Genomic DNA, 22388 nt, shown 5'->3' with positions numbered 1-22388 from the left:
CCGACTGGAAGTCGAAGGGTGACGGGAGAGGAGAGGTAAATGAGCAAGTTCTGTATCATCGGCAACTCTGTGGCCGCATCACGGAAGGCCGAGGAGGGGCCACTGGCTGGGTGGGGGCAGTTCCTGGGCGATTTCCTGACGCCGTATTTCGAAGTCCGCAACTACGCACGCGACGCGATGACGGCCCGCTCCTACTACACCGACCGTTTTGTTTCGCTCCTGAATCTCCTGAGCCCGGGAGACGTCGTCGCGATCGATTTCGGCGCGGTGGAACAGCGCATTGACAATCCGATCCGCTACCACGGGTATCGTGAGTTCAAGGAATTCCTGTACCTGTACCTCGCCGCTATTCGGCAGGAGGGCTCGATTCCGCTCCTCATGACCCCGGCCGCGCGCTGCGTCTTCGAGCCCGACGGATCGGTGGCCGACACCCACGACGGTTACCCGCAGCTGATGCGGGAGGTGGCGGCCGAGACGGGTACACCCCTCGTGGACCTCAATCAACTCACCACAGGGATGCTGCAGGAGTTGGGTCCGCAGCGTGCGAGACAGTTCTACCGCTGGGTCGACGCGGGTGAGCATCCGAATCATCCCGACGGCTTCATCGACGCCACGCACTTCAATGAGCTGGGCGCGCGCGAGGTTGCGCGACTTGTCGCCATCGGCCTGGACAACGCGGTCGGCCTCCCGTTCGGCATGGTCGACCGGGCCGCCGTGTCCGTCCCGACCGCGTACCCGCCGGTCGCTTCCGAATTCACGGTCGAGGCCCCCCAATACGCCCTGCGCAGCGAGGCACGTGTCGGTTCCGCCCCCGTTTTCGGCAGCCCACGCAGCGGACAGATGGTGAGTGGCCTGCAGAAGTTCTCGGGGACGGCGGACCCCGGGACCTCGTACATTCTGTTCTTCGAGCGTGGTACGTACATCGGAGGTACGCACGTCAGCGCCGGGGGTAAGTGGGTCTGGCGAAGAGTCTTCAAGTGGGCGGCGGGGGAGCAGTTGGTCCATGCGGTCGGTCTCACCGAGCACGGGGTGTCTCCGGTCGCGGGTGTGGACTTCACCGTCGTCGACACCGTCGAGCCCCCCGTGGTACTGGGCCCGAGGGAGGAGAAACTGAGCGGTCCACGGCCCCGGTTCTCCGGAACCGCCATGCGGGGTGCCTCGCAGGTGGCGATCATGGAGAACGGACGGATGATCGCGAGTGCCCCGGTCCAGGAGGATGGCACGTGGAAGGTCGCGCATGCGCACGACTGGAAGCCCGGAACCCACCTCTTGGAGTTCGTCACCGTCTTCAGCGCCCTCCACTCGGCACCAACCCAGCACAGGCTGCGCGTACACGGGATTCCCGAAGACAACTGGATCAGGGAATCGACGATGTCCAGGGAGCCGTGCGCCGACAAATGCGAGCACCTTCCGTTCGCCGGCCGGTGGTAGGACGTCTGACCCTGCGGATGTGCACGCGCTCGGGCCGCACAGGGAAAACCCTGTGCGGCCCGAGCGTCTTTCGTGCGGTTGGAGTGCTACGCCGGAACGCTCGCCACGCCCTGCTCCAGGAACCGCTTGCCGTTGACCCGCTCGGAGACGCCCTCGCGGTCCAGGTACGGCGTGATGCCGCCCAGGTGGAAGGGCCAGCCCGCGCCGGTGATCAGGCAGAGGTCGATGTCCTGGGCCTCGGCGACGACGCCCTCGTCCAGCATCAGGCCGATCTCCTGCGCCACCGCGTCGAGGACGCGGTCGCGGACCTGGTCCTCGGTCAGGACGGTGTCGCCCTGCTTGAGGAGGGCGGCGACCTCCGGGTCCAGCTCCGGCTTTCCGGAGTCGTAGACGTAGAAGCCGCGCTTGCCCGCCCCGACCACGGCCGCGAGGTTCTCGGAGACCGTGAAGCGGTCCGGGAACGCGCGGTTCAGGGTCTCGGAGACGTGCAGGCCGATGGCCGGCCCGACCAGCTCCAGCAGCACCAGCGGGGACATCGGCAGGCCGAGGGGCTCGATGGCCTTCTCCGCCGTCTCGACCGGGGTGCCCTCGTCGATGATGTTCTGGATCTCGCCCATGAAGCGGGTGAGGATGCGGTTGACGACGAACGCCGGGGCGTCCTTCACCAGGACCGCGGTCTTCTTCAGCTTGCGGGCGACGCCGAAGGCCGTGGCCAGCGAGGCGTCGTCGGTCTGCTCGCCGCGCACGATCTCCAGGAGGGGGAGGATCGCGACCGGGTTGAAGAAGTGGAAGCCGACGACCCGCTCCGGGTTCTTCAGCTTCGACGCAATCTCGGTGACCGAGAGGGACGAGGTGTTCGTGGCCAGGATCGCGTGCGCCGGGGCGACCGCCTCGACCTCCGCGAACACCTGCTGCTTGACGCCGATCTCCTCGAAGACGGCCTCGATGATGAAGTCGGCGTCGGAGAAGCCCTCCGCCTTGTCCAGCACACCCGAGACCAGGCCCTTGAGGCGGTTGGCCTTGTCCTGGTTGATGCGGCCCTTGCCGAGCAGCTTGTCGATCTCGGAGTGGACGTAGCCCACACCCTTGTCGACGCGCGCCTGGTCGATGTCCGTGAGGACGACCGGTACCTCGAGGCGGCGGAGGAAGAGCAGTGCGAGCTGGCTGGCCATCAGGCCCGCGCCCACCACGCCGACCTTGGTGACCGGACGCGCCAGCGACTTGTCCGGGGCGCCGGCCGGGCGCTTGGCGCGCTTCTGGACCAGGTTGAAGGAGTAGATCCCCGAACGCAGCTCGCCGCCCATGATCAGGTCCGCGAGGGCCTGGTCCTCGGCGTCGAAACCGGCGCTCAGGTCGCCGTCCTTGGCGGCGGCGATGATCTCCAGCGCGCGGTACGCGGCCGGGGCGGCGCCGTGCACCTTGGAGTCGGCGACGGCCTTGCCGCGGGCGACGGCCTGGTCCCAGGCGTCACCGCGGTCGACCTCGGGACGCTCGATCGCGATCTCGCCCTTGAGGACGGACGCGGTCCAGATCAGCGACTGCTCCAGGAAGTCCGCGCCGTCGAAGAGCGCGTCGGCGATCCCGAGCTCGAAGACCTGCTTGCCCTTGAGCTGACGGTTCTGGTTGAGCGAGTTCTCGATGATCACCGAGACGGCGCGGTCGGCACCGATCAGGTTGGGCAGCAGGGCGCAGCCGCCCCAGCCCGGAACCAGGCCGAGGAACACCTCGGGCAGCGAGAACGCGGGGAGCGCCCTGGACACCGTGCGGTACGAGCAGTGCAGGCCGACCTCGACGCCGCCGCCCATCGCCGCGCCGTTGTAGTACGCGAAGGTGGGGACCGCCAGGCCGGACAGGCGGCGGAAGACGTCGTGGCCGCCCTTCCCTATGGCCAGCGCGTCCTTGTGGTTCCTGAGGAGCTCGACGCCCTTGAGGTCCGCGCCGACCGCGAAGATGAACGGCTTGCCGGTGATGCCGACACCGGTGATCGCACCCTCGGCCGCTTCCTTCTCGACCTGGTCGATCGCGGCGTCAAGGTTCGCCAGCGACTGCGGTCCGAAGGTGGTCGGCTTGGTGTGGTCCAGGCCGTTGTCCAGCGTGATGAGCGCGAAGCGACCCGCACCGCCGGGAAGGTCCAGGTGACGTACGTGCGCCTGCGTGACGACCTCGCCGGGGAACAGCTCGGCCGCACCCTTCAGAAGCTCAGTGGTGGTGGTGCTCACTTGCTGCCTCCGGCTGCGTTGTCGAAGTGCGGGTTCTCCCAGACGACCGTGGCGCCCATGCCGAAGCCGACGCACATGGTCGTCAGGCCGTAGCGGACCTCCGGCTGCTCCTCGAACTGGCGGGCCAGCTGAGTCATCAGGCGGACGCCGGAGGAGGCCAGCGGGTGGCCGTAGGCGATCGCGCCGCCGTACTGGTTGACGCGCGCGTCGTCGTCGGCGATGCCGTAGTGCTCCAGGAAGGCGAGCACCTGCACGGCGAACGCCTCGTTGATCTCGAAGAGGCCGATGTCGTCGATGGAGAGACCGGCCTTGGCCAGGGCCTTCTCCGTCGCCGGGATCGGGCCGTAGCCCATGACCTCCGGCTCGACGCCCGCGAAGGCGTAGGACACGAGGCGCATCTTGACCGGGAGGCCCAGCTCGCGGGCGACGTCCTCGGCGGCGAGCAGCGAGGCGGTGGCGCCGTCGTTGAGCCCCGCGGCGTTACCGGCGGTGACCCGGCCGTGGGCGCGGAACGGCGTCTTGAGACCGGCGAGGGACTCCATGGTGGTGCCCGGGCGCATCGGCTCGTCGGCGGTGACCAGGCCCCAGCCCGTCTCGCCCGCCTCGGCGTTGGTGCGGCGCACGGAGACCGGCACCAGGTCCTGCTGGATCTTGCCGTCGGCGTACGCCTTGGCGGCCTTCTCCTGCGAGCGGACCGCGTACTCGTCGGCGCGCTGCTTGGTGATCGTGGGGTACCTGTCGTGCAGGTTCTCCGCGGTCATGCCCATGAAGAGGGCGGACTCGTCGACCAGCTTCTCCGACACGAAGCGCGGGTTCGGGTCCACGCCCTCGCCCATCGGGTGGCGGCCCATGTGCTCGACACCACCCGCGACGACGACGTCGTACGCGCCGAAGGCGATGGAACCGGCGGTCGAGGTCACGGCCGTCAGGGCGCCCGCACACATGCGGTCGATGGAGTAGCCGGGCACCGACTGCGGCAGACCGGCCAGGATACCGGCGGTGCGGCCGAGGGTGAGTCCCTGGTCGCCGATCTGCGTGGTCGCGGCGATGGCGACCTCGTCGATCTTCGCGGGGTCCAGGTCCGGGTTGCGGCGCAGCAGCTCCCGGATGGCCTTCACGACGAGATCGTCGGCGCGGGTCTCGTGGTAGATGCCCTTCGGGCCCGCTTTGCCGAACGGGGTGCGGACGCCGTCGACGAAGACGACGTCCCGGATGGTACGAGGCACGGTGGCTCTCCTCCAGGGTGCGGGATGGCACTGCTGCGGGGCGCGCCGGTGAGCGCGCCGCCGCCCCTCATGCTACTTGCGGGTAACCAGACTGCCCACCCTTCGTGGCGGGAGCGGCGAAGGTCACACGGCCAGGGGCGCCTCCGGCGGGTGGACAGGGCTCAGGAACTGGCGTGAATTCGATCCTCGCCGATGAGCGGGGGAGCCGCACGGCCCGAGCCCCGCACCGGGACGCCCCGGCACCGGCCTGCCCGTGGCATGCGTACGCCCCCGGCCGGATCGGCGGGGGCGTACGGGTGTGTGAGGTCGTGGGTGAGGTGTGTGCGGGGCCCGCCGGGACGGGCGGGCACCGCGTCGGGTCAGGCCTGCGCGGCCAAGGCGCGCAGGAGCAGCGGGGCGACCTGTTCGATCTGCCAGCGGCGGGCGCCGTGGGCGGCGAGCGCGCCCTCCACCGCGTCCGGCGTCAGGGGCGTGGGCGGCTCCCAGCAGACCCGGCGCACCGTGTCCGGGGTGATCAGATTCTCCTGCGGCATGCGCAGCCGCTCGGCGAGCCCCGAGACCGCCGAGCGGGCCGCCGACAGGCGGGCGGCGGCGGCCGGGTCCTTGTCCGCCCAGGAACGCGGGGGCGGCGGGCCCGCCGGCTGCTGGCCGGGCTGCGGGAGCTCCGCCTCGGGCAGGGACTTCGCCCGGTCGACGGCGGCCTGCCACTGCTCCAGCTGACGGCGCCCCATGCGGTGGCCGAAGCCGGGCAGCGCGGTGAGGGCTTGCACGTTCACCGGCAGCGCCAGGGCGGCCTCGATGATCGCGGCGTCGCCCAGGACCTTGCCCGGCGAGACGTCACGGCGCTGCGCGACCTGGTCACGGGCGGTCCACAGCTCGCGTACGACCGCGATCTGACGGCGTCGGCGCACCTTGTGCATGCCGGACGTCCGGCGCCACGGGTCCTTGCGCGGGGGTGCGGGCGGGGCCGAGGCGATGGCGTCGAACTCCTCCTGCGCCCACTCCAGCTTGCCCTGCCGGTCCAGCTCCTCCTCCAGGGCGTTGCGCAGGTCCACCAGCAGTTCGACGTCGAGCGCGGCGTAGCGCAGCCAGGGCTCGGGCAGCGGGCGGGTGGACCAGTCGACCGCGGAGTGGCCCTTCTCCAGCGCGTACCCGAGGACGTTCTCGACTATGGCTCCGAGGCCGACCCGGGGAAATCCCGCCAGCCGTCCGGCGAGCTCGGTGTCGAAGATCGAGGTCGGGATCATGCCTATGTCGCGCAGGCAGGGCAGGTCCTGTGTCGCGGCGTGCAGAATCCACTCGGTGCCGGTCAGGGCCTCACCGAGACCCGACAGGTCCGGGCAGCCGACCGGGTCGATCAGCGCACTCCCCGCACCCTCGCGGCGCAGCTGTACGAGGTAGGCGCGCTGCCCGTAGCGGTAGCCGGAGGCGCGCTCGGCGTCGACGGCCACCGGGCCGGTGCCCGCCGCGAAGGCGGCGATCACCCCGGCCAGGGCGTCGTCGGTCGCCACCACCGGGGGAATGCCCTCGCGTGGCTCGAGCAAGGGGATCGGCGCCGGGGCGACGTCGTCCGGGGGGGCGCCCCCGGTGGTTCGCAGTGAGGTGTCTGCTGCGGTCTCTTGGGCGTCGGTCACATGCCAAGGGTATCTGTGTATGCGCGGCGCCCGTCGACGGAACGTTCCGTCGACGGGCGCCGATGCGCGTAAACCGGCCGGACGCGCATCCGCGCACGTCCGGGCCTCTCGTTCGGTCATCGGGCTCGGAGGGCCCGGCCCGGTCCGGAGGGGAGGTCTCGGTGGGGGGTGGGCCGTGGGGGGTGTGGGAGAGGGGGCGGGGAAGCGGGGTCAGTGGATGATGCCCGTCCGCAGGGCGACGGCGACCATTCCGGCGCGGTCACCGGTGCCGAGCTTGCGGGCGATGCGGGCGAGGTGGCTCTTGACGGTGAGGGCGGAGAGGCCCATCGAGACGCCGATGGCCTTGTTGGACTGGCCTTCGGCGACCAGGCGGAGCACCTCCACCTCGCGGCCGGAGAGTTCGCGGTAGCCGCCCGGGTGGCTCGGGGACCCGGGAGGCCGGCGGTGCATACGGGCGGCGTTGGCACCGATCGGGGCCATGCCGGGGCGGGTGGGGTGGCCGATGTTGGTACGGGTGCCGGTGACGACGTAGCCCTTCACGCCGCCCGCGAGGGCGTTGCGTACGGCGCCGATGTCGTCGGCGGCGGAGAGGGCGAGGCCGTTCGGCCAGCCGGCGGCTCGGGTCTCGGACAGCAGGGTCAGCCCGGAGCCGTCGGGCAGGTGGACGTCGGCAACACAGATGTCGCGCGGGTTGCCGACGCGGGGGCGTGCCTCCGCGATGGACGACGCCTCGATGACGTCACGAACTCCGAGAGCCCACAGATGGCGGGTGACGGTGGAACGGACGCGCGGGTCGGCCACGACGACCATGGCCGTCGGTTTGTTCGGGCGGTAGGCGACCAGGCTTGCGGGCTGCTCGAGGAGAACGGACACCAGGCCTCCTGGGGAGTGGCGGGACGGGCCGGCTCGGGGGTGAAGCCGGGGCGAACCGTGCTTGAAGGGTCATTGACCTCTTCGGCAGCAGGTGCGTCCTCCTTTAGAGGAAGATCACGATTTAGTGAGTAACAATTCGGGCAAATAGGACGCGCGATCGATTGTACGAAAAGAGAGCCGGTCCCTGTGCGACCGGCTCCCGACAGGCGTGACGCAGCGTTATGGCGTCTGCGGACCGCGCCGCTGAGGCAACGTCACCACCGACGCGTCCGTCGCGTCGGACGGCGGCAGACCGGCCAGCTGGCAGAGGAGGTCGCTCCACGCGACCAGGTGCGCCGCGACGTCCGGGACCCCGCCGCGCCCCTCGCGCGGCGTCCACGAGGCCCGGATCTCGATCTGCGTCGCCGGACGGCGTTCGGACAGTGCCCCGAAGTAGTGCGAGCCTGCTCGCGTCACCGTGCCGCTCGCCTCCCCGTAGGACAGGCCGCGCGCCTCCAGCGCGCCCGTCAGCCAGGACCAGCACACCTCGGGAAGCAGCGGATCGGCCGCCATCTCCGGCTCCAGTTCGGCCCGTACGAGGGTGACCAACCGGAACGTCCCCTGCCAGGCGTCATGTCCGGACGGATCATGGAGGAGGACGAGGCGGCCGTCGGCGAGATCCTCCTCGCCCTCCACCACCGCCGCCTCCAGGGCGTAGGCATGGGGGGCGAGCCGCTGCGGCGGCCGAGTCGGCTCGACCTCCAGTTCGGGGCGCACGCGAGCGGAGCGCAGCGCGTCGACCGCCGACCGGAACGCGGGCGGGACGGATTCGTCCTCCGTGCCTTCCTTGCTGTCAGTGCCGTCGGAATGATCGGAATATTGTCCCTGAGCCGGAGCCATGCGGGGAAGAGTAGGCGGAACCGGAGCTCCGTGCAGGGAGGGACACCCGTGCGGGGTCCGGCTCCTTCGGCCCGCGTGCGAAGATTCTGTGTGTGAGTGCCAACGAGCGCCCCCTGGGCCTGCAGACGACATCCGCCACCCACGAGTCGGCGTTCCTCAAGGCGTGCCGACGTGAGCCCGTGCCGCACACCCCGGTCTGGTTCATGCGCCAGGCGGGGCGCTCACTGCCCGAATACCTGAAGGTCCGCGAGGGCATCGCGATGCTCGACTCCTGCATGATGCCGGAGCTGGTCACCGAGATCACGCTGCAGCCCGTGCGCCGGCACAAGGTCGACGCCGCGATCTTCTTCAGCGACATCGTCGTCCCGCTCAAGGCCATCGGCATCGACCTCGACATCAAGCCCGGGGTCGGCCCGGTGATCGCCGAGCCCGTCCGCACCCGCGCCGATCTCGCCCGCCTGCGCGACCTCACACCCGAGGACGTCACCTTCGTCACCGAGGCCATGGGCATGCTCACCGCCGAGCTGGGTGCCACGCCGCTGATCGGCTTCGCCGGGGCCCCGTTCACCCTCGCGAGCTACCTCGTGGAGGGCGGCCCGTCCCGCAACCACGAGCGCACCAAGGCCATGATGTACGGCGACCCGGAGCTCTGGGCCGACCTCCTCGACCGGCTCGCGGAGATCACCGGCGCGTTCCTGAAGGTCCAGATCGAGGCCGGCGCCTCGGCGGTCCAGCTCTTCGACTCCTGGGTGGGCGCCCTGGCCCCGGCCGACTACCGCCGCTCCGTGATGCCGGCCTCCGCGAAGGTGTTCGACGCCGTCGCCTCGTACGGTGTTCCGCGCATCCACTTCGGCGTCGGCACCGGCGAGCTCCTCGGCCTGATGGGCGAGGCGGGCGCGGATGTCGTCGGCGTGGACTGGCGGGTCCCGATGGACGAGGGCGCGCGCCGGGTGGGTCCCGGCAAGGCGCTGCAGGGCAACCTCGACCCGGCGGTGCTCTTCGCGCCGACCGCGACGGTCGAGGCGAAGACCCGCGAGGTGCTCGACGCGGCCTCCGGGCTGGAGGGCCACGTCTTCAACCTGGGCCACGGGGTCATGCCGACCACCGACCCGGACGCGCTGACGCGGCTGGTGGAGTACGTGCACGAGCAGACGGCCCGCTGAGTAACCGTCCCCGCAAGAGGCGCCTACGCGTCCGGGAGGCGTGCGCACACAGCCACGGAGTACGTGCGGCACGCGGGCCGGGGTGCGGGGCCCGCGCCCCGCACCCCGGCCGCGCTCAGACGCTGCCCGCCTCGCGTACCGCCGAGGCCGCCTTGCGGGCCGCCACGAGTACGGGGTCCCAGACCGGGGAGAACGGCGGGGCGTAGCCGAGGTCGAGTGCCGTCATGGCCTCCACCGTCATGCCGGCGGTGAGCGCGACCGCCGCGACGTCCACGCGCTTGGCCGCCCCCTCGCGGCCCACGATCTGCACACCCAGGAGCCGGCCGGTGCGGTACTCCGCGAGCATCTTCACCGTCATCGGCCGCGCCCCCGGGAAGTAGCCCGCCCGGCTCGTCGACTCGATCGTCGCCGTGACGTACCGCAGGCCGACGGCACGTGCGTCCTTCTCGCGGAGCCCGGTCCTGGCGATCTCCAGATCGCAGACCTTGCTCACCGCCGTCCCGACGACGCCGGGGAACGTGCCGTAGCCGCCGCCGACGTTGGCCCCGATGATCTGGCCGTGCTTGTTGGCGTGGGTGCCGAGCGCGATGTGGCGGGTGCGGCCGGCCACCAGGTCCAGGACCTCCACGCAGTCGCCGCCCGCCCAGATGTCGTCGTGTCCCGCGACCCGCATCGACAGGTCCGTCAGCAGACCGCCGTGCGCCCCGAGCGGCAGGCCCGCCTCGCCCGCCAGGGCGGTCTCCGGCTCCACGCCGATGCCGAGCACGACCACGTCCGCCGGGTAACTCTCCTCTTCGGTGGCGACTCCGGTGGCCCTGCCGTCCGGGCCGGTCAGGATGCGGGTGACCGCGGCGTCGTTCACCGTCGTGATGCCCAGGCCGTCCATGGCCTCGTGGACCAGCCGCCCCATGTCCGGGTCGAGGGTGGCCATGGGCTGCGTGCCGCGGTTGAGCACCGTCACCTCGAAACCGCGCTTGAGCATCGCCTCGGCCATCTCCACGCCGATGTAGCCGGCGCCGACGACGACGGCACGCCGCCCACGGGCCCGGTCCAGGGAGTCCAGGAGCGCCTGACCGTCGTCCAGGGTCTGTACGCCGTGCACCCCTGGGGCGTCCATGCCGGGCAGGTCCGGGCGGACGGGGCGGGCCCCGGTCGCGATCACCAGCTTGTCGTACCCCGTCCAGTACCTCTCACCGCTGTCGCGGTCCAGGGCACGCACCCGCCGGCCACTGACGTCGATCTCCGTCACCTCGGTGCGGGTGCGCAGATCGATCGACCGGGCCCGGTGCTCCTCGGGGGTGCGGGCGATGAGGTCCTCGTGCTCGTCGACGTCGCCACTCACCCAGTAGGGGATGCCGCACGCGGAGTACGAGGTGAAATGGCCGCGCTCGAAGGCCACGATGCTCATCTCGTCCGGCCCCTTGAGCCTGCGGGCCTGCGACGCGGCGGACATGCCCGCCGCGTCGCCTCCGATGACCACCAGTCGCTCCGCCGCCATGCCGGGTCCCTTCGCCGCAGTGTCAGGGGCCCCACGCTACGACGCTACGGTGCGGGAGGGACCTCCGGGCCGGGCGCCGGGTGCACCGCCGCAGGGGCAGGGGCCGTGGGTGTGGAGCGGCGGAGCGTGCGACGGCCGCGCAGCAGACGCCATACGAGCACCAGGGCGGCAGCCGTGGCCAGGAACGGCGCCGTCGCGCCGACGGCCAAGGCGATCCACCGCACCATCGCCACGAACGCGTCCCAGCCGGCGCCCAGCGCGTCGAGGAAGCCGGGCTCCTCGTCCTCGGCGTCCTTTCCGTCCTCGTACGGTTCGCGGAGGTCGAGCGTGATCGTCGCCAGCGAGGTGCGGTCCTTCAGGGAGGCCTGCTGGGCGAGCAGCGACTCCAGGTCCGCCTGACGGCTGCTCAGTTCGCCCTCCAGGGTGACCACGTCGGAGAGCCTCTCCGCCTTGTCCATGAGGGAGCGCACCCGGGCGACACTCGCCCGCTGGGTGGAGATCCGGCTCTCGACGTCCACGACCTGGCCGGTGACGTCCTTCGCGCCGGACGTGCGGGACAGCAGCTTCCCGGAACCCGCCAGCGTGCGCAGCACGGACTCGTAGCGGTCCTGGGGTACGCGCAGCACGAGGTGCGACATCTCGTGGGTGTCGTCGACCCGTTCCGTCCGCTCGTCCGCGACGAGTCCACCGGCACCCTCCGCGGCGCCGCGGGCCGCGGCCACCGCCTTGGGCACGCTCTTCACCTCGACGTCCAGCGCGGCCGTCCGGATGACATGGACCGTGACCCCGGCACCCGGCGCGGGGGCCTTTCCGCCGGCCGGCTTCCCGGCGGCCTGCCTGCCCGCGTCGCCGGAGGAGTCCGCACCGTCCGCCTCGCTCGCCTCGCTGCCGGGGCCCGCGGCTTCGGGGGCCGCCGCCTTCTGGTCGGCCTTGCTCCCGTCGGCCGAACCGCCGCTGTCACCGGCGCCGCAGGCGGTGGCGGTCAGGAGTACGGCGAGCAGCCCGGCCGCAATGACGGCGCGCGGGCGGCGCCGTGGGGAGCGGGCGGGTGGACGGCTGTCCGTGTGGCGGGCGAAGTGCATGACGTGTCCCCCAGAGTCGTTGTCGTGGTGCCGGTTCGACGTACGGGGCCCGTGCGCGGGTTGCCGGCCGGCGGTTGCGAAGCGGTCACGTTCGTGACTCGGAACGGATTTGAGAGAGTGGACCCATGCAGCGTCCTCTTCAGCGCGACTCCACACGCACGGGCCATGTCGTCGTCATCGGCGGCGGCATCGCCGGACTCGCCGCCGCCCACCGGCTGCTGGACTCCGGTCTGCGGGTCACCGTCCTCGAGGCGACGGAGCGGCTCGGTGGCAAGCTGATGACCGGCGAGATCGCGGGCACGCCCGTCGACCTCGGCGCCGAGTCCATGCTCGCGCGGCGGCCCGAAGCGGTCGAGCTGGCCACCGCCGTGGGCCTCGGCGGGAGGTTGCAGCCGCCCGCCACCGCCACCGCCTCGCTCTGGACCCGCGGCGCCCTGCGCCCCATGCCCAAGGGGCACGTCATGGGCGTCCCCGGGGACCCTGCGGCCCTCGCGGACGTGCTCTCGTCCGAGGGGCTGGCCCGGATCGCGCAGGAGCGCGGCCTCACCCCGACCACCGTGGGCGAAGACGTGGCGGTCGGCGCGTACGTCGCCGACCGGCTGGGCCGCGAGGTCGTCGACCGGCTCGTGGAGCCGCTGCTCGGCGGGGTGTACGCGGGCGACGCCTACCGCATCTCGATGCGCGCGGCCGTACCGCAGCTGTTCGAGGCGGCGAAGGAGGGCGGCTCACTCCTGGACGCCGTGCTCCGCGTCCAGGAGCGGGCAGCCGCACACCGGCGGACCGGCCCGGTCTTCCAAGGCATCGACGGAGGAATCGGTACGCTCCCGGGCGCCGTCGCCGATGCCGTACGGGCCGGGGGCGCCGACATCCTGACCGCCGCTCCCGTACTCGGGCTCACCCGGACCGGGAACGGCTGGGACGTGCGCACGGACAGCCGGGTGATCGCCGCGGACGGCATCGTCCTCGCCACCCCCGCCTGGTCCGCGTCCACTCTGCTCGCCGCCGAGTGCCCGGCCGCCTCCGCCGAGCTCGCCGCTGTCGAGTACGCGTCGATGGCGCTGGTCACCCTGGCGTTCCGGCGCTCCGACGTCGAAGGGACCGAGGCGCTCCGAGGGCGTTCCGGCTTCCTCGTACCGCCGGTGGACGGACGCACGATCAAGGCGTCCACCTTCTCCAGCAACAAGTGGCGGTGGGTCGCCGACGCCGCTCCGGGGCTGTTCGTGCTGCGCACCTCCGTGGGCCGTTACGGCGAGGAGGACCACCTGCACCGTGAGGACTCCGAGCTCGTCGAGGTGTCGCTCCGCGACCTCGCGGCCGCCACCGGGCTTGCGGCCCGCCCCGTGGACACCGAGGTCACCCGGTGGATCGGCGGGCTGCCGCAGTACCCCGTGGGGCATCTGACCAGGGTCGCCCGGATCCGGGACGCCGTGGCCGAGCTGCCGGGTCTGCGGGTGTGCGGTGCGGCCTACGACGGGGTCGGGATCCCCGCCTGCGTCGCGAGCGCGCGGCGGGCCGCGGACGAGATCGTCCAGGACGTCGCGGGCCGGAACACCCAAGATCCCCGGGAAGACGGCGAAGGAGATCATCGCCACGCCGACCCGGGTTCAGGGCACTCGGAGCGAGGCGGGACAATAGCCGTATGAGTGCGCCAGAAAAGCTTCCGAACGCAGGCAAGAAGGCCAAGGACCTCAACGAGGTCGTTCGCTACACCCTGTGGTCCGTCTTCAAGCTGCGAGATGTGCTTCCCGTCGACCGCGCCGGTTACGCCGACGAGGTCCAGGAGCTGTTCGACCAGCTCGCGGCCGAGGACATCACCGTCCGCGGCACCTACGACGTGTCCGGCCTGCGCGCCGACGCCGATCTGATGATCTGGTGGCACGCGGAGACCGCCGACGAGCTGCAGGGGGCGTACAACCTCTTCCGGCGCACGAAGCTGGGCCGCGCGCTGGAGCCGGTCTGGTCGAACATGGCCCTGCACCGCCCCGCCGAGTTCAACAAGTCGCACATCCCGGCCTTCCTGGCCGACGAGACGCCGCGCGACTACATCAGCGTGTACCCGTTCGTGCGGTCCTACGACTGGTACCTCCTGCCGGACGAGGACCGCCGCCGCATGCTGGCGGACCACGGCAAGATGGCACGCGGCTTCCCGGACGTACGCGCCAACACGGTCGCCTCCTTCTCCCTCGGCGACTACGAGTGGCTCCTCGCCTTCGAGGCCGACGAACTGCACCGCATCGTCGACCTCATGCGCCACCTGCGGGCCTCCGAGGCACGGATGCACGTCCGCGAGGAGGTCCCGTTCTACACAGGACGCAGGAAGTCGATCGCAGACTTGGTGTCCGGTCTCGCATAGCCAGCGTTTCCGGCCACCCCGACCCGGAAGATCAGTTGGCGGGCAACGGCGCGTGAGACGCCGCCCGTCGTTCCAGCGACACCGGGTCCGGTTCCGGGCGCACATCGGCCCGTGACCGGCGAACTGCGGTGGCCTGCGGGGGAGTCAGCCATACCTCCCCGCCGGCCGCCGCTCCTCGCCGTGAACGGCCGATGTGGCCCGGGCCGAACAACACGGCGTAAGCGCGTGTTCAGGGCCGTCCCGGCAGGGGCGGCCTTCTGCGTGGACGGACCCGCACCTCGGTGCGTCGCCCTGCCGCGGGGCCGAGCGGCGGGTGTTGCGACGGCCCGCACCGGTAAACCGAAGCGGCGCCCCGGTGCTAGGGCGTGTTTCGAAAGTCCCGCCTGCCCGGGGGCGTCTGGCACGCACGCTCGCCGCGTTGTCGGGATCACCCCGATACACCCGGTATCGAGGCGACCCTCCGCCTTGCGATCGCACGCACCAGACGCCCCCGGGCCTGCCCTTCGGGCAGACGACGCCACTTTCGAAACACGCCCTAGCGGACCGGATGCGCCGTGCGACCGCTGCGCAGGGCGGCCCGCAACTCCGGATCCTGGAGGGCGTCGACACCCCGTACGGCCACCGCCGCGAGCAGGTCGCGGTCGGCACCACGCACCGGGGCCGGCAGCGAGTCCAGCCACCGCTGTCCGGACGGCGAGGCCCACGGGCTGTACGGCCGGTTCTCCACCCGGGCGATGGCCAGGCACCCCAGTGTCAGGACGAGCGGCAGCCCGAACCAGGCCGCCACCGGGCCCGCGTAACCGGTCTGCTGACCGGGCATCAGCATCGCGGCTGCGGCGAGCGCCACCACCAGCACGGCCGCGCCCCGCACCGCCCGTACCGCCGACTCCAGGCCGGTCCGGGTCCCGTGCGGTACGGCGAGTCCCGCTGCCACGAGGCGGTCGGCCAGGGTGCGTACGGCGTCGGCCGCGGCGGCCGCCGTCCGCACGGGTGCTATCCGGGACTGGCCCTCCGGGCCGATCACACGGATGACGGTGCGCTCGACCTCGTCCCGGCCCTCCGGATCGACAACGGTCGCCCAGCCGGTGTGGGCGAGCAGCAACCGGCGCCGCAGGTGCATGGAGATCAGTGCCAGATCGGCGACCCGGTGCGGCCCGCCTGCGAGGAACGCCGTTTCGTAGAGGCTGAGTTCATGCGGGGCCGGGTCGCCGGCGGTCTCCGCCGGCCGCAGGGCCGCACCCGCGGTGACGAGGCAGAGCCGGATGCAGGAGATGGCCGCCGCGCCCCACGCGACCAGAAGAAGCAGAACCCAGAGCATGGCGGATTTCTATGCGAGGCGGGCGCGGGGCGCCATGACCTGTTCACGATACGGACAGATTTAGGTCACACACGGTCATGAGTGGCCGAATCCCTATGCGAGGGTCAGGAGCTCCCGCCGCAACTCGACCCGCTGCTGCAGCTGGAACCGCTGCTGCAACTCGACCCGCTGCTGCAGCTGGAACCGCTGCTGCCGCCGCAGCCCGACCCGCTGCCCCCGCCGCAGCCGCTGCCCGAACTGCACGCGGCCCCCGCGCCGCAGGAGGAGCCCTGCCCCGAGCCGCCCCCGGAACTGCCGCAGCTCCCACTGCCGGGGCCCACGCCGGCACACCACACCACCGGTACGAACGCCGCAGCCGTGGGGGACGAGGCCGTCGGCGGGGAGGCCGAAGACCGGGTCCGGGCGGGCCGGTAGCGGGCCGCCGCCGTCAACTGCCCCCGCAGGCCGGCGTCGGGGAGCGCGCGCAGCCCCTGGGTGGCCACCAGATGGGCCGGGTCCGTCACCTGGGCGTGGGCGGCGCGGTACGCGTCCGAGGCCCGGCGCCCCGCCTTCGTGATCCGCGCCTTGGCGGCCGAGGCGGTGAGCAGGCCGATCACGCCACCGGCGAGTAGTGCGGGCAGCACCTTGACGACGAAGGGCACCGGGATGTCCGAACGACCGTCGAGAAGGACGTACTGCAGGACGGTGAGGACGATGCTGACGGGGAAGGCCACCGCGCAGGCCACCCCCTGCACGACTGCCCACCGGCGGCGGGTCCGGATGCCGCCCGGGGCGACGAGCAGCCCGCGGGCCGCGAGCCCGTCGCCGATCTCCTGCACCGCCGGGTGCCGCATCACGGCCTCCCGCAGCAGGTGCAGGGCTCCGCTCGGGGCCGCCGTCAGTTCCTGGAGGACGGCGCGTTCCACCGCGTCGCGGGCCTCCGCCCGCCGGACGGCGACGATGCCGGGGCCGCCGACGGCCAGGCGCCCGTCCGCGTGCAGGGCGGTGAGCGCGGTGTCCACGGCTCTGGCCGGGCCGCCGCTCAGGAACGCGGCCTCGGAGAGGTCGTGCACGGCCGCCCCGGAGCCGCCGTCTTGCCGGCCCGCCCTCGTGGTGGCCGCGATCAGCAGCGTCGAGGAGAGGGCGACGGCCAGGGTCAAAAGGAGGGCGAGAGCGCTCATGCCGGTCACCTTCCGCTCAGGGCGGCCCGGGCCGCCCGCACGAGACGGGTGCCGCGGCGCGGGGGGCGCGAGCCCGCACGGTCCTGCCACCAGTGGGTCAGCCGGCGTCGCGCCACGTCGTCGGCGGGGCCGCCCGCGATGAGCAGCTGCTCGGCGAAGTCCAGGGCGTCGCGGCGGTATCCGTCGGACATGGGCCGGGTGCCGGCGTACGCGAGGAACTCCTTCCGGTAGCCGTCGCCGAGGATCTCGGGCAGTTCCGGCGCCACCTTGGCGACGACCTCGGCCCGCTTGGCGGCCAGGGCGCGACTCTGCACGCGCAGGCGCCGGCCGTCGAAGCCCTCCGGGGCGGGCGTGCCCGCCACGAGGGACGAGAGCAGCGCGGCCTGGGCCACGGCGGTCCGGTCACGGGCGCCCGCCACCCCGGCGGCCGGCCTCGCAGGCCCTGACCGCCGCCGCACGGAAGTGCAACCGGACGCCGCCCTGGACGCCCCGGACGCAACCCCGGCCGCCGTGGCCCGGATCGACGCCAGTTCGTCCGCCAGCTCCGCCGCCGGCGGGAAGTCGTCGTCGCGCTCCAGCAGGACGCCCGGCGGTTCGACCCGGGAACGGAGCTCGGCCAGCACCTCCAGGACGGGGGCCGTCACGGGGTGGGCGTGCGTGTCGTGCCAGACGCCGTCCTTCTCGACCCCGCCCGCCACGTGCACGTACGCGATGGCCTCCACCGGAAGTTCGTCGAGGGCGGCCGAGGGGTCCTCGCCCCGGTTCACGTGATTGGTGTGGAGATTGGCGACGTCGATCAGCAGCCGTACGCCGGTGCGCTCGACCAGTTCCGCGAGGAACTGTCCTTCCGTCAGCTCCTCGCCGGGCCAGGAGATCAGCGCCGCGATGTTCTCCAGGGCCAGCGGCACGGGCAGTGAGTCCTGCGCGATCCGCACGTTCTCGCACAGCATCTCCAGCGCGTCCCACGTCCGGGGCACGGGCAGCAGATGGCCCGCCTCCAGCCTGGGCGACGCGGTGAGCACTCCCCCCGCCCTGACGAACGCGATGTGCTCCGTCACCAGCGGTGCGTCCAGCAGCACCGCCCGCGCGGCGAGACCCGCGAGGCGGTCCTGGTCGGGGCGGTCGGCCCCGCCCAGCCCCAGCGAGACGCCGTGCGGCACGACGGTGATCCCACGCTCGCGCAGCCGCACCAGGGACGCGGGGAGATGGCCGGTGCAGATGTTCTCCGCCACCACCTCCACCCAGTCGACCCCAGGCAGCGCCTCGACGGCGTCCGCGATCTCCGGCCGCCAGCCGATCCCCGTTCCCAGCTTCATGGTGTCCCCTCCCCGTTCTGTGCAGGGGTGATGGCCCCGCCGGAAGGCGGTGAATCCGGAAAGGGGGACGTTCAGAGCTGGATTTGAGGTTCCCGGGCCCCGCCGTACCGTTCCGTCGCCTGAGCGCGGTGCCGGTCCTCAGGGCGAACGCCTCCATGTCCGGCGCGGGGAGGATCTCCCGTCCCGGCACCACCCACCCAGGCGCCGGGACGCCGTCCGGTCAGGGCTGCGGCAGCGGAGCCATCGTCGGGGGGACCGGGCGCGAGGTGAAGGACTGGTCGCCGCTCGGTGTCACCGGCACGGGGACCTGCGGAACCCCACCGCCGGAGGACATGGGCGGTCCCGACGGGCTGGCCGTCGACGTGCCCGCGGCCTCGCGCGCCAGCCCGTCGAAGTCGACGAAGCCGGTGCGCTCCAGCATGGTGATGTGGTCGAGCACCGTCTGGTTGGTGTCGGAGGCCAGCTGCCGGATCAGCGAGTTGCGCGTCGTGTGCCGGACCTGGGCGATCAGCGCGAACACCTTGCCGTGCGAGATCCGCAGGATGTTGGCGAACTTGCGCTGGTACTCGTCGCCGCTCGCCGCCGTCAGCTCGCGCAGCCAGCCCTGCTGCTGTTCGCTCGGCTGGTTCGGGAGCTCCACCCCCAGCTTGGCGGCCACATCACGGGTCCTGCGGTCCAGGTCCGTGTGGCCGACCACCAGGTGGTCGCCCGCCGCCTTCGTCGCCTCGCTCGGCGCGCGCTCGATGGCCTGCTGCCCGGCGGGCAGCTCCCACAGCCCGGCGAGGCGCACCTTGACGAGGAAGTCGCGGTCGGTCGCGGAGAGCGGACCCCAGGGGGTGGCGACGCTGGAGGCGTTCAGATTGGCCTCGCCGGTACCGGAACGGTCGGCGTACGACCAGACGGGATAGGCGAGTGCCCCGAGGGTGGCGACCAGTGCCGCGATGATGAGGGCCGTTCCGTTGATGCGTCGCAACAAGTGTGTCTCCCGGGCCGGTGCGTGACAGCTCCGAATCAACCGCCAACTGAAACGTGGTTCAACCTACTTGGCGGTAATGGTGGAGCGGCAGTACCGGGGGATACGTAGATCGGCGCAGACGTGTTCAGCCGGACCGGCCCTGTTTCCGGCGGACGGCCCGGGGCCGACGGCCCGCCGCTCCACCGGTCCGCGGTGCGGCGCCGGACTGTCCGTGACACGGCGCCGGACGGTCGGCGGTGCGGCGCCGGACGGTCAGTGACGCAGGGCCGGATGGTCGGCGACGACCGTGCAGGAGCCCGGGGCGATCTCGGTGAACCCCGCGTCGCGCACCACCGGTAGTCCGCTCACGGTCAGCGCGCGCCACCGGGCCGGGTCCGGGGTCGCGACGGAGAGCGGGAAGCCGGCCTCGCGCCACGCCTTGCGCTCCGTCTCCGACAGCTCCCACCAGGCGAGCTGCACACCGTGTCCGACCTGCGCCATGGTCTTGCCCGCCGACATGCCGACCTCGGGGTTGAGCCAGAGGACCGGGCCGGCGGGATCAGGCGCGGCCGGGGGCTCGGGGTCGTCCAGATCCGTCCCCGACACCTGGAGCTTGGCCAGTTCCTTCGGCCAGCCGTCCAGCGGCACCGGCGGGAACACGCGCACCTCGGCCCGCTCGCCCGTGACCGTGATCCCGGGCAGCGCGGACGCCTTGCGCCACTCCGCACCGCGAGCCCGCCGCACCACCTTGCGGATCCGGGCGTCCTGCCAGTCCCGCATGAGCTGCGCCCACCGGCCCTCGCCCAGTGAGCGTTCGTCCGAGAGCATCGTCAGCACCGCACGGGCTGCGGTCACCAGCGCGTCCGTGCGCGCCGGGGGATCCGTCTTCTCGATGTGTGCCACCAGCGGCAGCACGAACTGCTGTGCTTCGTCCCGAACCGTGCGCTCCGTGAGGAACGGGCTGTCGGCGGGGTCCGCAGGCGCTGCGGCAAGGGGCTCGGAAAGGGGCTCGGAAAGGCTGTCGCTGCTCACGGAACCCAGTCTGCCAGGCACCTGTGACAAGCCCTCGGGACCCGTCCTTGGCGGAACAGGGGCGTCCGGGTGAGGATGCTCGGCATGAAGAGCGACCTCTTTTCCAGCGAGCACATGGCCCAGCCGGCCACCGCCCCCGGCATGTCCTTGCAGAACGCCAAATGCGTCAAGTACGTCGTCGACGGTGAGATGCACGCACGCCAGGGATCGATGGTCGCCTATCGCGGCACCCTGAAGTTCGAACGCAAGGGACAGGGCATCGGCGGCATGCTCAAGCGCGCGGTCACCGGTGAGGGGCTGCCGCTCATGGCTGTCCGTGGTCAGGGCGAGGCCTGGTTTGCCCACGAGGCCGCCAACTGCTTCCTCGTGGAGATGGAGCAGGGGGACGTCCTGACCGTCAACGGCCGCAACGTCCTGTGTTTCGACGCGAGCCTCTCCTACGAGATAAAGACCGTGAAGGGGGCCGGGATGGCCGGCGGCGGCCTCTTCAACAGCGTCTTCAGCGGGTTCGGCAAGCTCGGCCTGATGTGCGACGGCCACCCCGTCGTGATCCCCGTCACCGCGCAGCAGCCGGTGTACGTCGACACGGACGCGGTGGTCGGCTGGAGCGCTCACCTCTCCACCTCCCTGCACCGCTCGCAGAGCATCGGCTCCATGGTGCGCGGCGGCTCCGGCGAGGCGGTCCAGCTGATGCTGCAGGGCGACGGCTTCGTGATCGTACGGCCCAGCGAGCTCAAGCAGGAGAAGGCGTCGTCCAACTGAAGCCGCGAGGGGTGGGCCGCCGGTGGAGCCTCCGCGGCCCCCGGGTGCTGCGCGGGGCCCGACCGGAGCCGTCCACGCACGCCCTGGCCCGGACCGAGGGCGCCGACGGCACCGGGTGACCGGCGGCCCACCGGCCGGGCACGCCGTCACCCGCCCGCTGCCCGGCACCGTCCACGTGCCCGTCCTGGCCCCGGCCGGGGCGTACTCACCGCCGTGGTGGTGGCGGCGATCGTCGCCGCCCCGGTTCACCGCGCTGCGGGGGTGAGTACGCTCGTACGCATGGACGAGCGCATGGACGAACGCACCGACGACGCGTACTGCGGGACGCCCGCGCCGGCCCCCGTACCGGCGGACGCGGGTCCCCCGTACGCCGACTGCGTGCTGTGCGGGAAGCCGACCGAGTACCCGGAGTCGACGAAGGGCAGCACGCTCTGCCCGGTCTGTGAGTGGCAGGAGGCGGGGCGCACCGCCTGTTCGGGCTGAGAGGGGTGCCCGGCCGTTCGCCCGGGTCCGGACGTGTCCCCCAGCCCGCTCGCTCGGGCGGCGGTGGTCGGCTCAGCCCCGCATCAGCTCGGAGACCTTCACGAAGCGGTACCCCTGCCGGCGCAGCTCCGGGACCACCCGGCGCACGGCTTCGCCGGTGACGGGAGCGGCGCTGCGGGTGCAGTGCATGACGACCAGCGATCCCGGCCGCACCCCTTCCAGCACCTGCTCGGCCACAGCATCGGCGTCCGTGGCGAACGCGTCACCGCTGACGACGTCCCACTGGACGGCCGTCACGCCCGTCGACGCCAAGGTTTTCAGGGACGCGTCGTCGTAGCAGCCGCCGGGGAAGCGGAAGTACGGCACGACGTTGCGGGCCCCCGCCCTGCGGAACTCCGTGAACGCCCGCTCCACCTCCCCGCGCATGTCGGCCCGCGCCACGGCCGGCAGCCCGTAGCAGGGCGAGGAGAAGGCGTAGTGGCTGTACGAGTGGTTGGCGGTCTCGAACAAGGGGTCCGTGCCGATCGAGCGGGCCTGGGACGGGTACTCCCGCGCCCACCGGCCGGTCATGAAGACCGTCGAGGGCACCTTCAGCCGGCGCAGCAGCGCGATCAGTTCAGGATTGTCGAAGTGCTCGCCCGCAGCCGCACGCGGCCCCTGATCGGCTGTCATGTCCGCGTCGAAGGTGAGGGCGACGACCTTCTCGGACCTGTCTTTCGAGCCGTCGGCCCGGCGCTCGAAGACCGGGGTCAGACCCGCCGGTCCGGGCGCCATGGTGGGCGGTTCCTCCTCGGCGGGCGCCGTCACCGACGGGCCGGCGCCCGCCGGAGGGACGGAGGACCGGGCCGGATGCGCGGTGGTCTCCGTGCGGGCGTTCTCCGGGGCGCCGCAGCCGGCGAGGCCCGCGCCCAGCACCGCCGTGACCGCTGTCATCACTGTCATCGTACGAACAGATTTGATCACTGGAGGACGTTAGCTGATGACATGTCGGAAACGGCGGGCGG

Annotated in this window: 18 protein-coding genes and 1 pseudogene; 6 read left to right on the top strand and 13 right to left on the bottom strand. The window is 72.1% G+C overall.

Features of this window, described 5'->3' with window-relative positions; all coding sequences use genetic code 11:
• Positions 1–39 precede the first annotated feature (39 nt).
• Entirely contained in the window at positions 40–1431 is a 1392-nt protein-coding gene (locus QFZ58_RS08610) for a hypothetical protein (RefSeq protein ID WP_307124330.1), read from the top strand.
• A gap of 86 nt (positions 1432–1517) precedes the next feature.
• On the opposite strand, the gene QFZ58_RS08605 is transcribed toward QFZ58_RS08610, so the two are convergent.
• The 5 genes from QFZ58_RS08605 to QFZ58_RS08585 form a co-directional block, all read right to left on the bottom strand.
• Positions 1518–3650 carry a 3-hydroxyacyl-CoA dehydrogenase NAD-binding domain-containing protein gene (locus tag QFZ58_RS08605; protein ID WP_307124329.1) on the bottom strand — a complete coding sequence of 711 codons (2133 nt, stop codon included), beginning with the start codon at positions 3648–3650 and terminating at the stop codon, positions 1518–1520.
• A complete protein-coding gene (locus QFZ58_RS08600; protein WP_307124328.1) occupies positions 3647–4876 on the bottom strand; it encodes an acetyl-CoA C-acyltransferase in 1230 nt (409 codons plus the stop codon). Before QFZ58_RS08600 ends, QFZ58_RS08605 begins: the two co-directional genes overlap by 4 nt.
• A 359-nt stretch (positions 4877–5235) precedes the next feature.
• Complete coding sequence (locus QFZ58_RS08595) at positions 5236–6510, bottom strand: HRDC domain-containing protein (RefSeq protein ID WP_307124327.1); 1275 nt, start codon at positions 6508–6510, stop codon at positions 5236–5238.
• A gap of 210 nt (positions 6511–6720) precedes the next feature.
• Complete coding sequence (locus tag QFZ58_RS08590) at positions 6721–7383, bottom strand: response regulator transcription factor (RefSeq protein ID WP_069169388.1); 663 nt, start codon at positions 7381–7383, stop codon at positions 6721–6723.
• Between the two features lie 219 nt (positions 7384–7602).
• Positions 7603–8262 (bottom strand): DUF3000 domain-containing protein, encoded by a 660-nt coding sequence (locus QFZ58_RS08585; protein ID WP_307124326.1) that lies wholly within the window; start codon positions 8260–8262, stop codon positions 7603–7605.
• Positions 8263–8354: 92 nt separating this feature from the next.
• On the opposite strand from QFZ58_RS08585, the gene hemE reads away from it, so the two are divergent.
• A complete protein-coding gene (gene hemE, locus QFZ58_RS08580; protein WP_307124325.1) occupies positions 8355–9425 on the top strand; it encodes a uroporphyrinogen decarboxylase in 1071 nt (356 codons plus the stop codon).
• 115 nt (positions 9426–9540) lie between these two features.
• On the opposite strand, the gene QFZ58_RS08575 is transcribed toward hemE, so the two are convergent.
• Both QFZ58_RS08575 and QFZ58_RS08570 read right to left on the bottom strand, forming a co-directional pair.
• Positions 9541–10923, bottom strand: a complete 1383-nt coding sequence (locus QFZ58_RS08575; RefSeq protein ID WP_307124324.1) for an FAD-dependent oxidoreductase — start codon at positions 10921–10923, stop codon at positions 9541–9543.
• 44 nt (positions 10924–10967) lie between these two features.
• Positions 10968–12005 (bottom strand): DUF4349 domain-containing protein, encoded by a 1038-nt coding sequence (locus tag QFZ58_RS08570; protein WP_307124323.1) that lies wholly within the window; start codon positions 12003–12005, stop codon positions 10968–10970.
• Between the two features lie 125 nt (positions 12006–12130).
• Here QFZ58_RS08570 and hemG point away from each other — a divergent pair.
• Positions 12131–13640, top strand: a pseudogene (gene hemG / locus QFZ58_RS08565) (protoporphyrinogen oxidase).
• Positions 13641–13644: 4 nt separating this feature from the next.
• On the top strand, positions 13645–14358 hold the full coding sequence (gene hemQ / locus QFZ58_RS08560; protein ID WP_307124322.1) for a hydrogen peroxide-dependent heme synthase: 714 nt from the start codon (positions 13645–13647) through the stop codon (positions 14356–14358).
• 535 nt (positions 14359–14893) lie between these two features.
• On the opposite strand, the gene QFZ58_RS08555 is transcribed toward hemQ, so the two are convergent.
• From QFZ58_RS08555 to QFZ58_RS08535, 5 genes are all read right to left on the bottom strand, one after another.
• The gene (locus QFZ58_RS08555) at positions 14894–15676 is read right to left on the bottom strand and encodes a TIGR04222 domain-containing membrane protein (protein WP_307124321.1); all 783 of its coding nucleotides are present in this window, start codon (positions 15674–15676) and stop codon (positions 14894–14896) included.
• A gap of 104 nt (positions 15677–15780) precedes the next feature.
• Positions 15781–16836: a TIGR04222 domain-containing membrane protein gene (locus tag QFZ58_RS08550; RefSeq protein WP_307124320.1), complete on the bottom strand. Its 1056-nt coding sequence runs from the start codon at positions 16834–16836 to the stop codon at positions 15781–15783.
• A 5-nt stretch (positions 16837–16841) separates the two neighbouring features.
• On the bottom strand, positions 16842–18152 hold the full coding sequence (locus QFZ58_RS08545; protein ID WP_307124319.1) for a DUF692 domain-containing protein: 1311 nt from the start codon (positions 18150–18152) through the stop codon (positions 16842–16844).
• Between the two features lie 220 nt (positions 18153–18372).
• Positions 18373–19125 carry a DUF4142 domain-containing protein gene (locus tag QFZ58_RS08540; RefSeq protein WP_307128804.1) on the bottom strand — a complete coding sequence of 251 codons (753 nt, stop codon included), beginning with the start codon at positions 19123–19125 and terminating at the stop codon, positions 18373–18375.
• A 255-nt stretch (positions 19126–19380) separates the two neighbouring features.
• A complete protein-coding gene (locus tag QFZ58_RS08535; RefSeq protein ID WP_307124318.1) occupies positions 19381–20139 on the bottom strand; it encodes a peptidyl-tRNA hydrolase in 759 nt (252 codons plus the stop codon).
• A gap of 84 nt (positions 20140–20223) precedes the next feature.
• Between QFZ58_RS08535 and QFZ58_RS08530 the strand changes: the two genes are divergently transcribed.
• Both QFZ58_RS08530 and QFZ58_RS08525 read left to right on the top strand, forming a co-directional pair.
• Positions 20224–20901 (top strand): AIM24 family protein, encoded by a 678-nt coding sequence (locus QFZ58_RS08530; RefSeq protein WP_307124317.1) that lies wholly within the window; start codon positions 20224–20226, stop codon positions 20899–20901.
• 291 nt (positions 20902–21192) lie between these two features.
• Complete coding sequence (locus QFZ58_RS08525; protein ID WP_307128803.1) at positions 21193–21384, top strand: hypothetical protein; 192 nt, start codon at positions 21193–21195, stop codon at positions 21382–21384.
• Between the two features lie 72 nt (positions 21385–21456).
• Here QFZ58_RS08525 and QFZ58_RS08520 read toward each other — a convergent pair whose 3' ends face one another.
• Positions 21457–22326, bottom strand: a complete 870-nt coding sequence (locus tag QFZ58_RS08520) for a polysaccharide deacetylase family protein (RefSeq protein WP_307124316.1) — start codon at positions 22324–22326, stop codon at positions 21457–21459.
• Positions 22327–22388 lie beyond the last annotated feature (62 nt).

This window comes from Streptomyces sp. B1I3, from assembly GCF_030816615.1.
Lineage (GTDB): Bacteria > Actinomycetota > Actinomycetes > Streptomycetales > Streptomycetaceae > Streptomyces.
The sequence above is the reverse complement of the archived record's forward strand: the minus strand, read 5'-3'. Positions and strand labels throughout refer to the sequence as shown.

Excerpts from the sequence above, each read along its gene's own strand:
- QFZ58_RS08555 (WP_307124321.1), bottom strand. The coding sequence starts at position 15,676 with ATGCTCTGGGTTCTGCTTCTTCTGGTCGCGTGGGGCGCGGCGGCCATC.
- QFZ58_RS08530 (WP_307124317.1), top strand. The coding sequence starts at position 20,224 with ATGAAGAGCGACCTCTTTTCCAGCGAGCACATGGCCCAGCCGGCCACC.
- hemQ (WP_307124322.1), top strand. The coding sequence starts at position 13,645 with ATGAGTGCGCCAGAAAAGCTTCCGAACGCAGGCAAGAAGGCCAAGGAC.
- QFZ58_RS08550 (WP_307124320.1), bottom strand. The coding sequence starts at position 16,836 with ATGAGCGCTCTCGCCCTCCTTTTGACCCTGGCCGTCGCCCTCTCCTCG.
- QFZ58_RS08610 (WP_307124330.1), top strand. The coding sequence starts at position 40 with ATGAGCAAGTTCTGTATCATCGGCAACTCTGTGGCCGCATCACGGAAG.
- QFZ58_RS08520 (WP_307124316.1), bottom strand. The coding sequence starts at position 22,326 with ATGACAGTGATGACAGCGGTCACGGCGGTGCTGGGCGCGGGCCTCGCC.
- QFZ58_RS08585 (WP_307124326.1), bottom strand. The coding sequence starts at position 8,262 with ATGGCTCCGGCTCAGGGACAATATTCCGATCATTCCGACGGCACTGAC.
- QFZ58_RS08575 (WP_307124324.1), bottom strand. The coding sequence starts at position 10,923 with ATGGCGGCGGAGCGACTGGTGGTCATCGGAGGCGACGCGGCGGGCATG.
- QFZ58_RS08525 (WP_307128803.1), top strand. The coding sequence starts at position 21,193 with ATGGACGAACGCACCGACGACGCGTACTGCGGGACGCCCGCGCCGGCC.
- QFZ58_RS08570 (WP_307124323.1), bottom strand. The coding sequence starts at position 12,005 with ATGCACTTCGCCCGCCACACGGACAGCCGTCCACCCGCCCGCTCCCCA.
- QFZ58_RS08545 (WP_307124319.1), bottom strand. The coding sequence starts at position 18,152 with ATGAAGCTGGGAACGGGGATCGGCTGGCGGCCGGAGATCGCGGACGCC.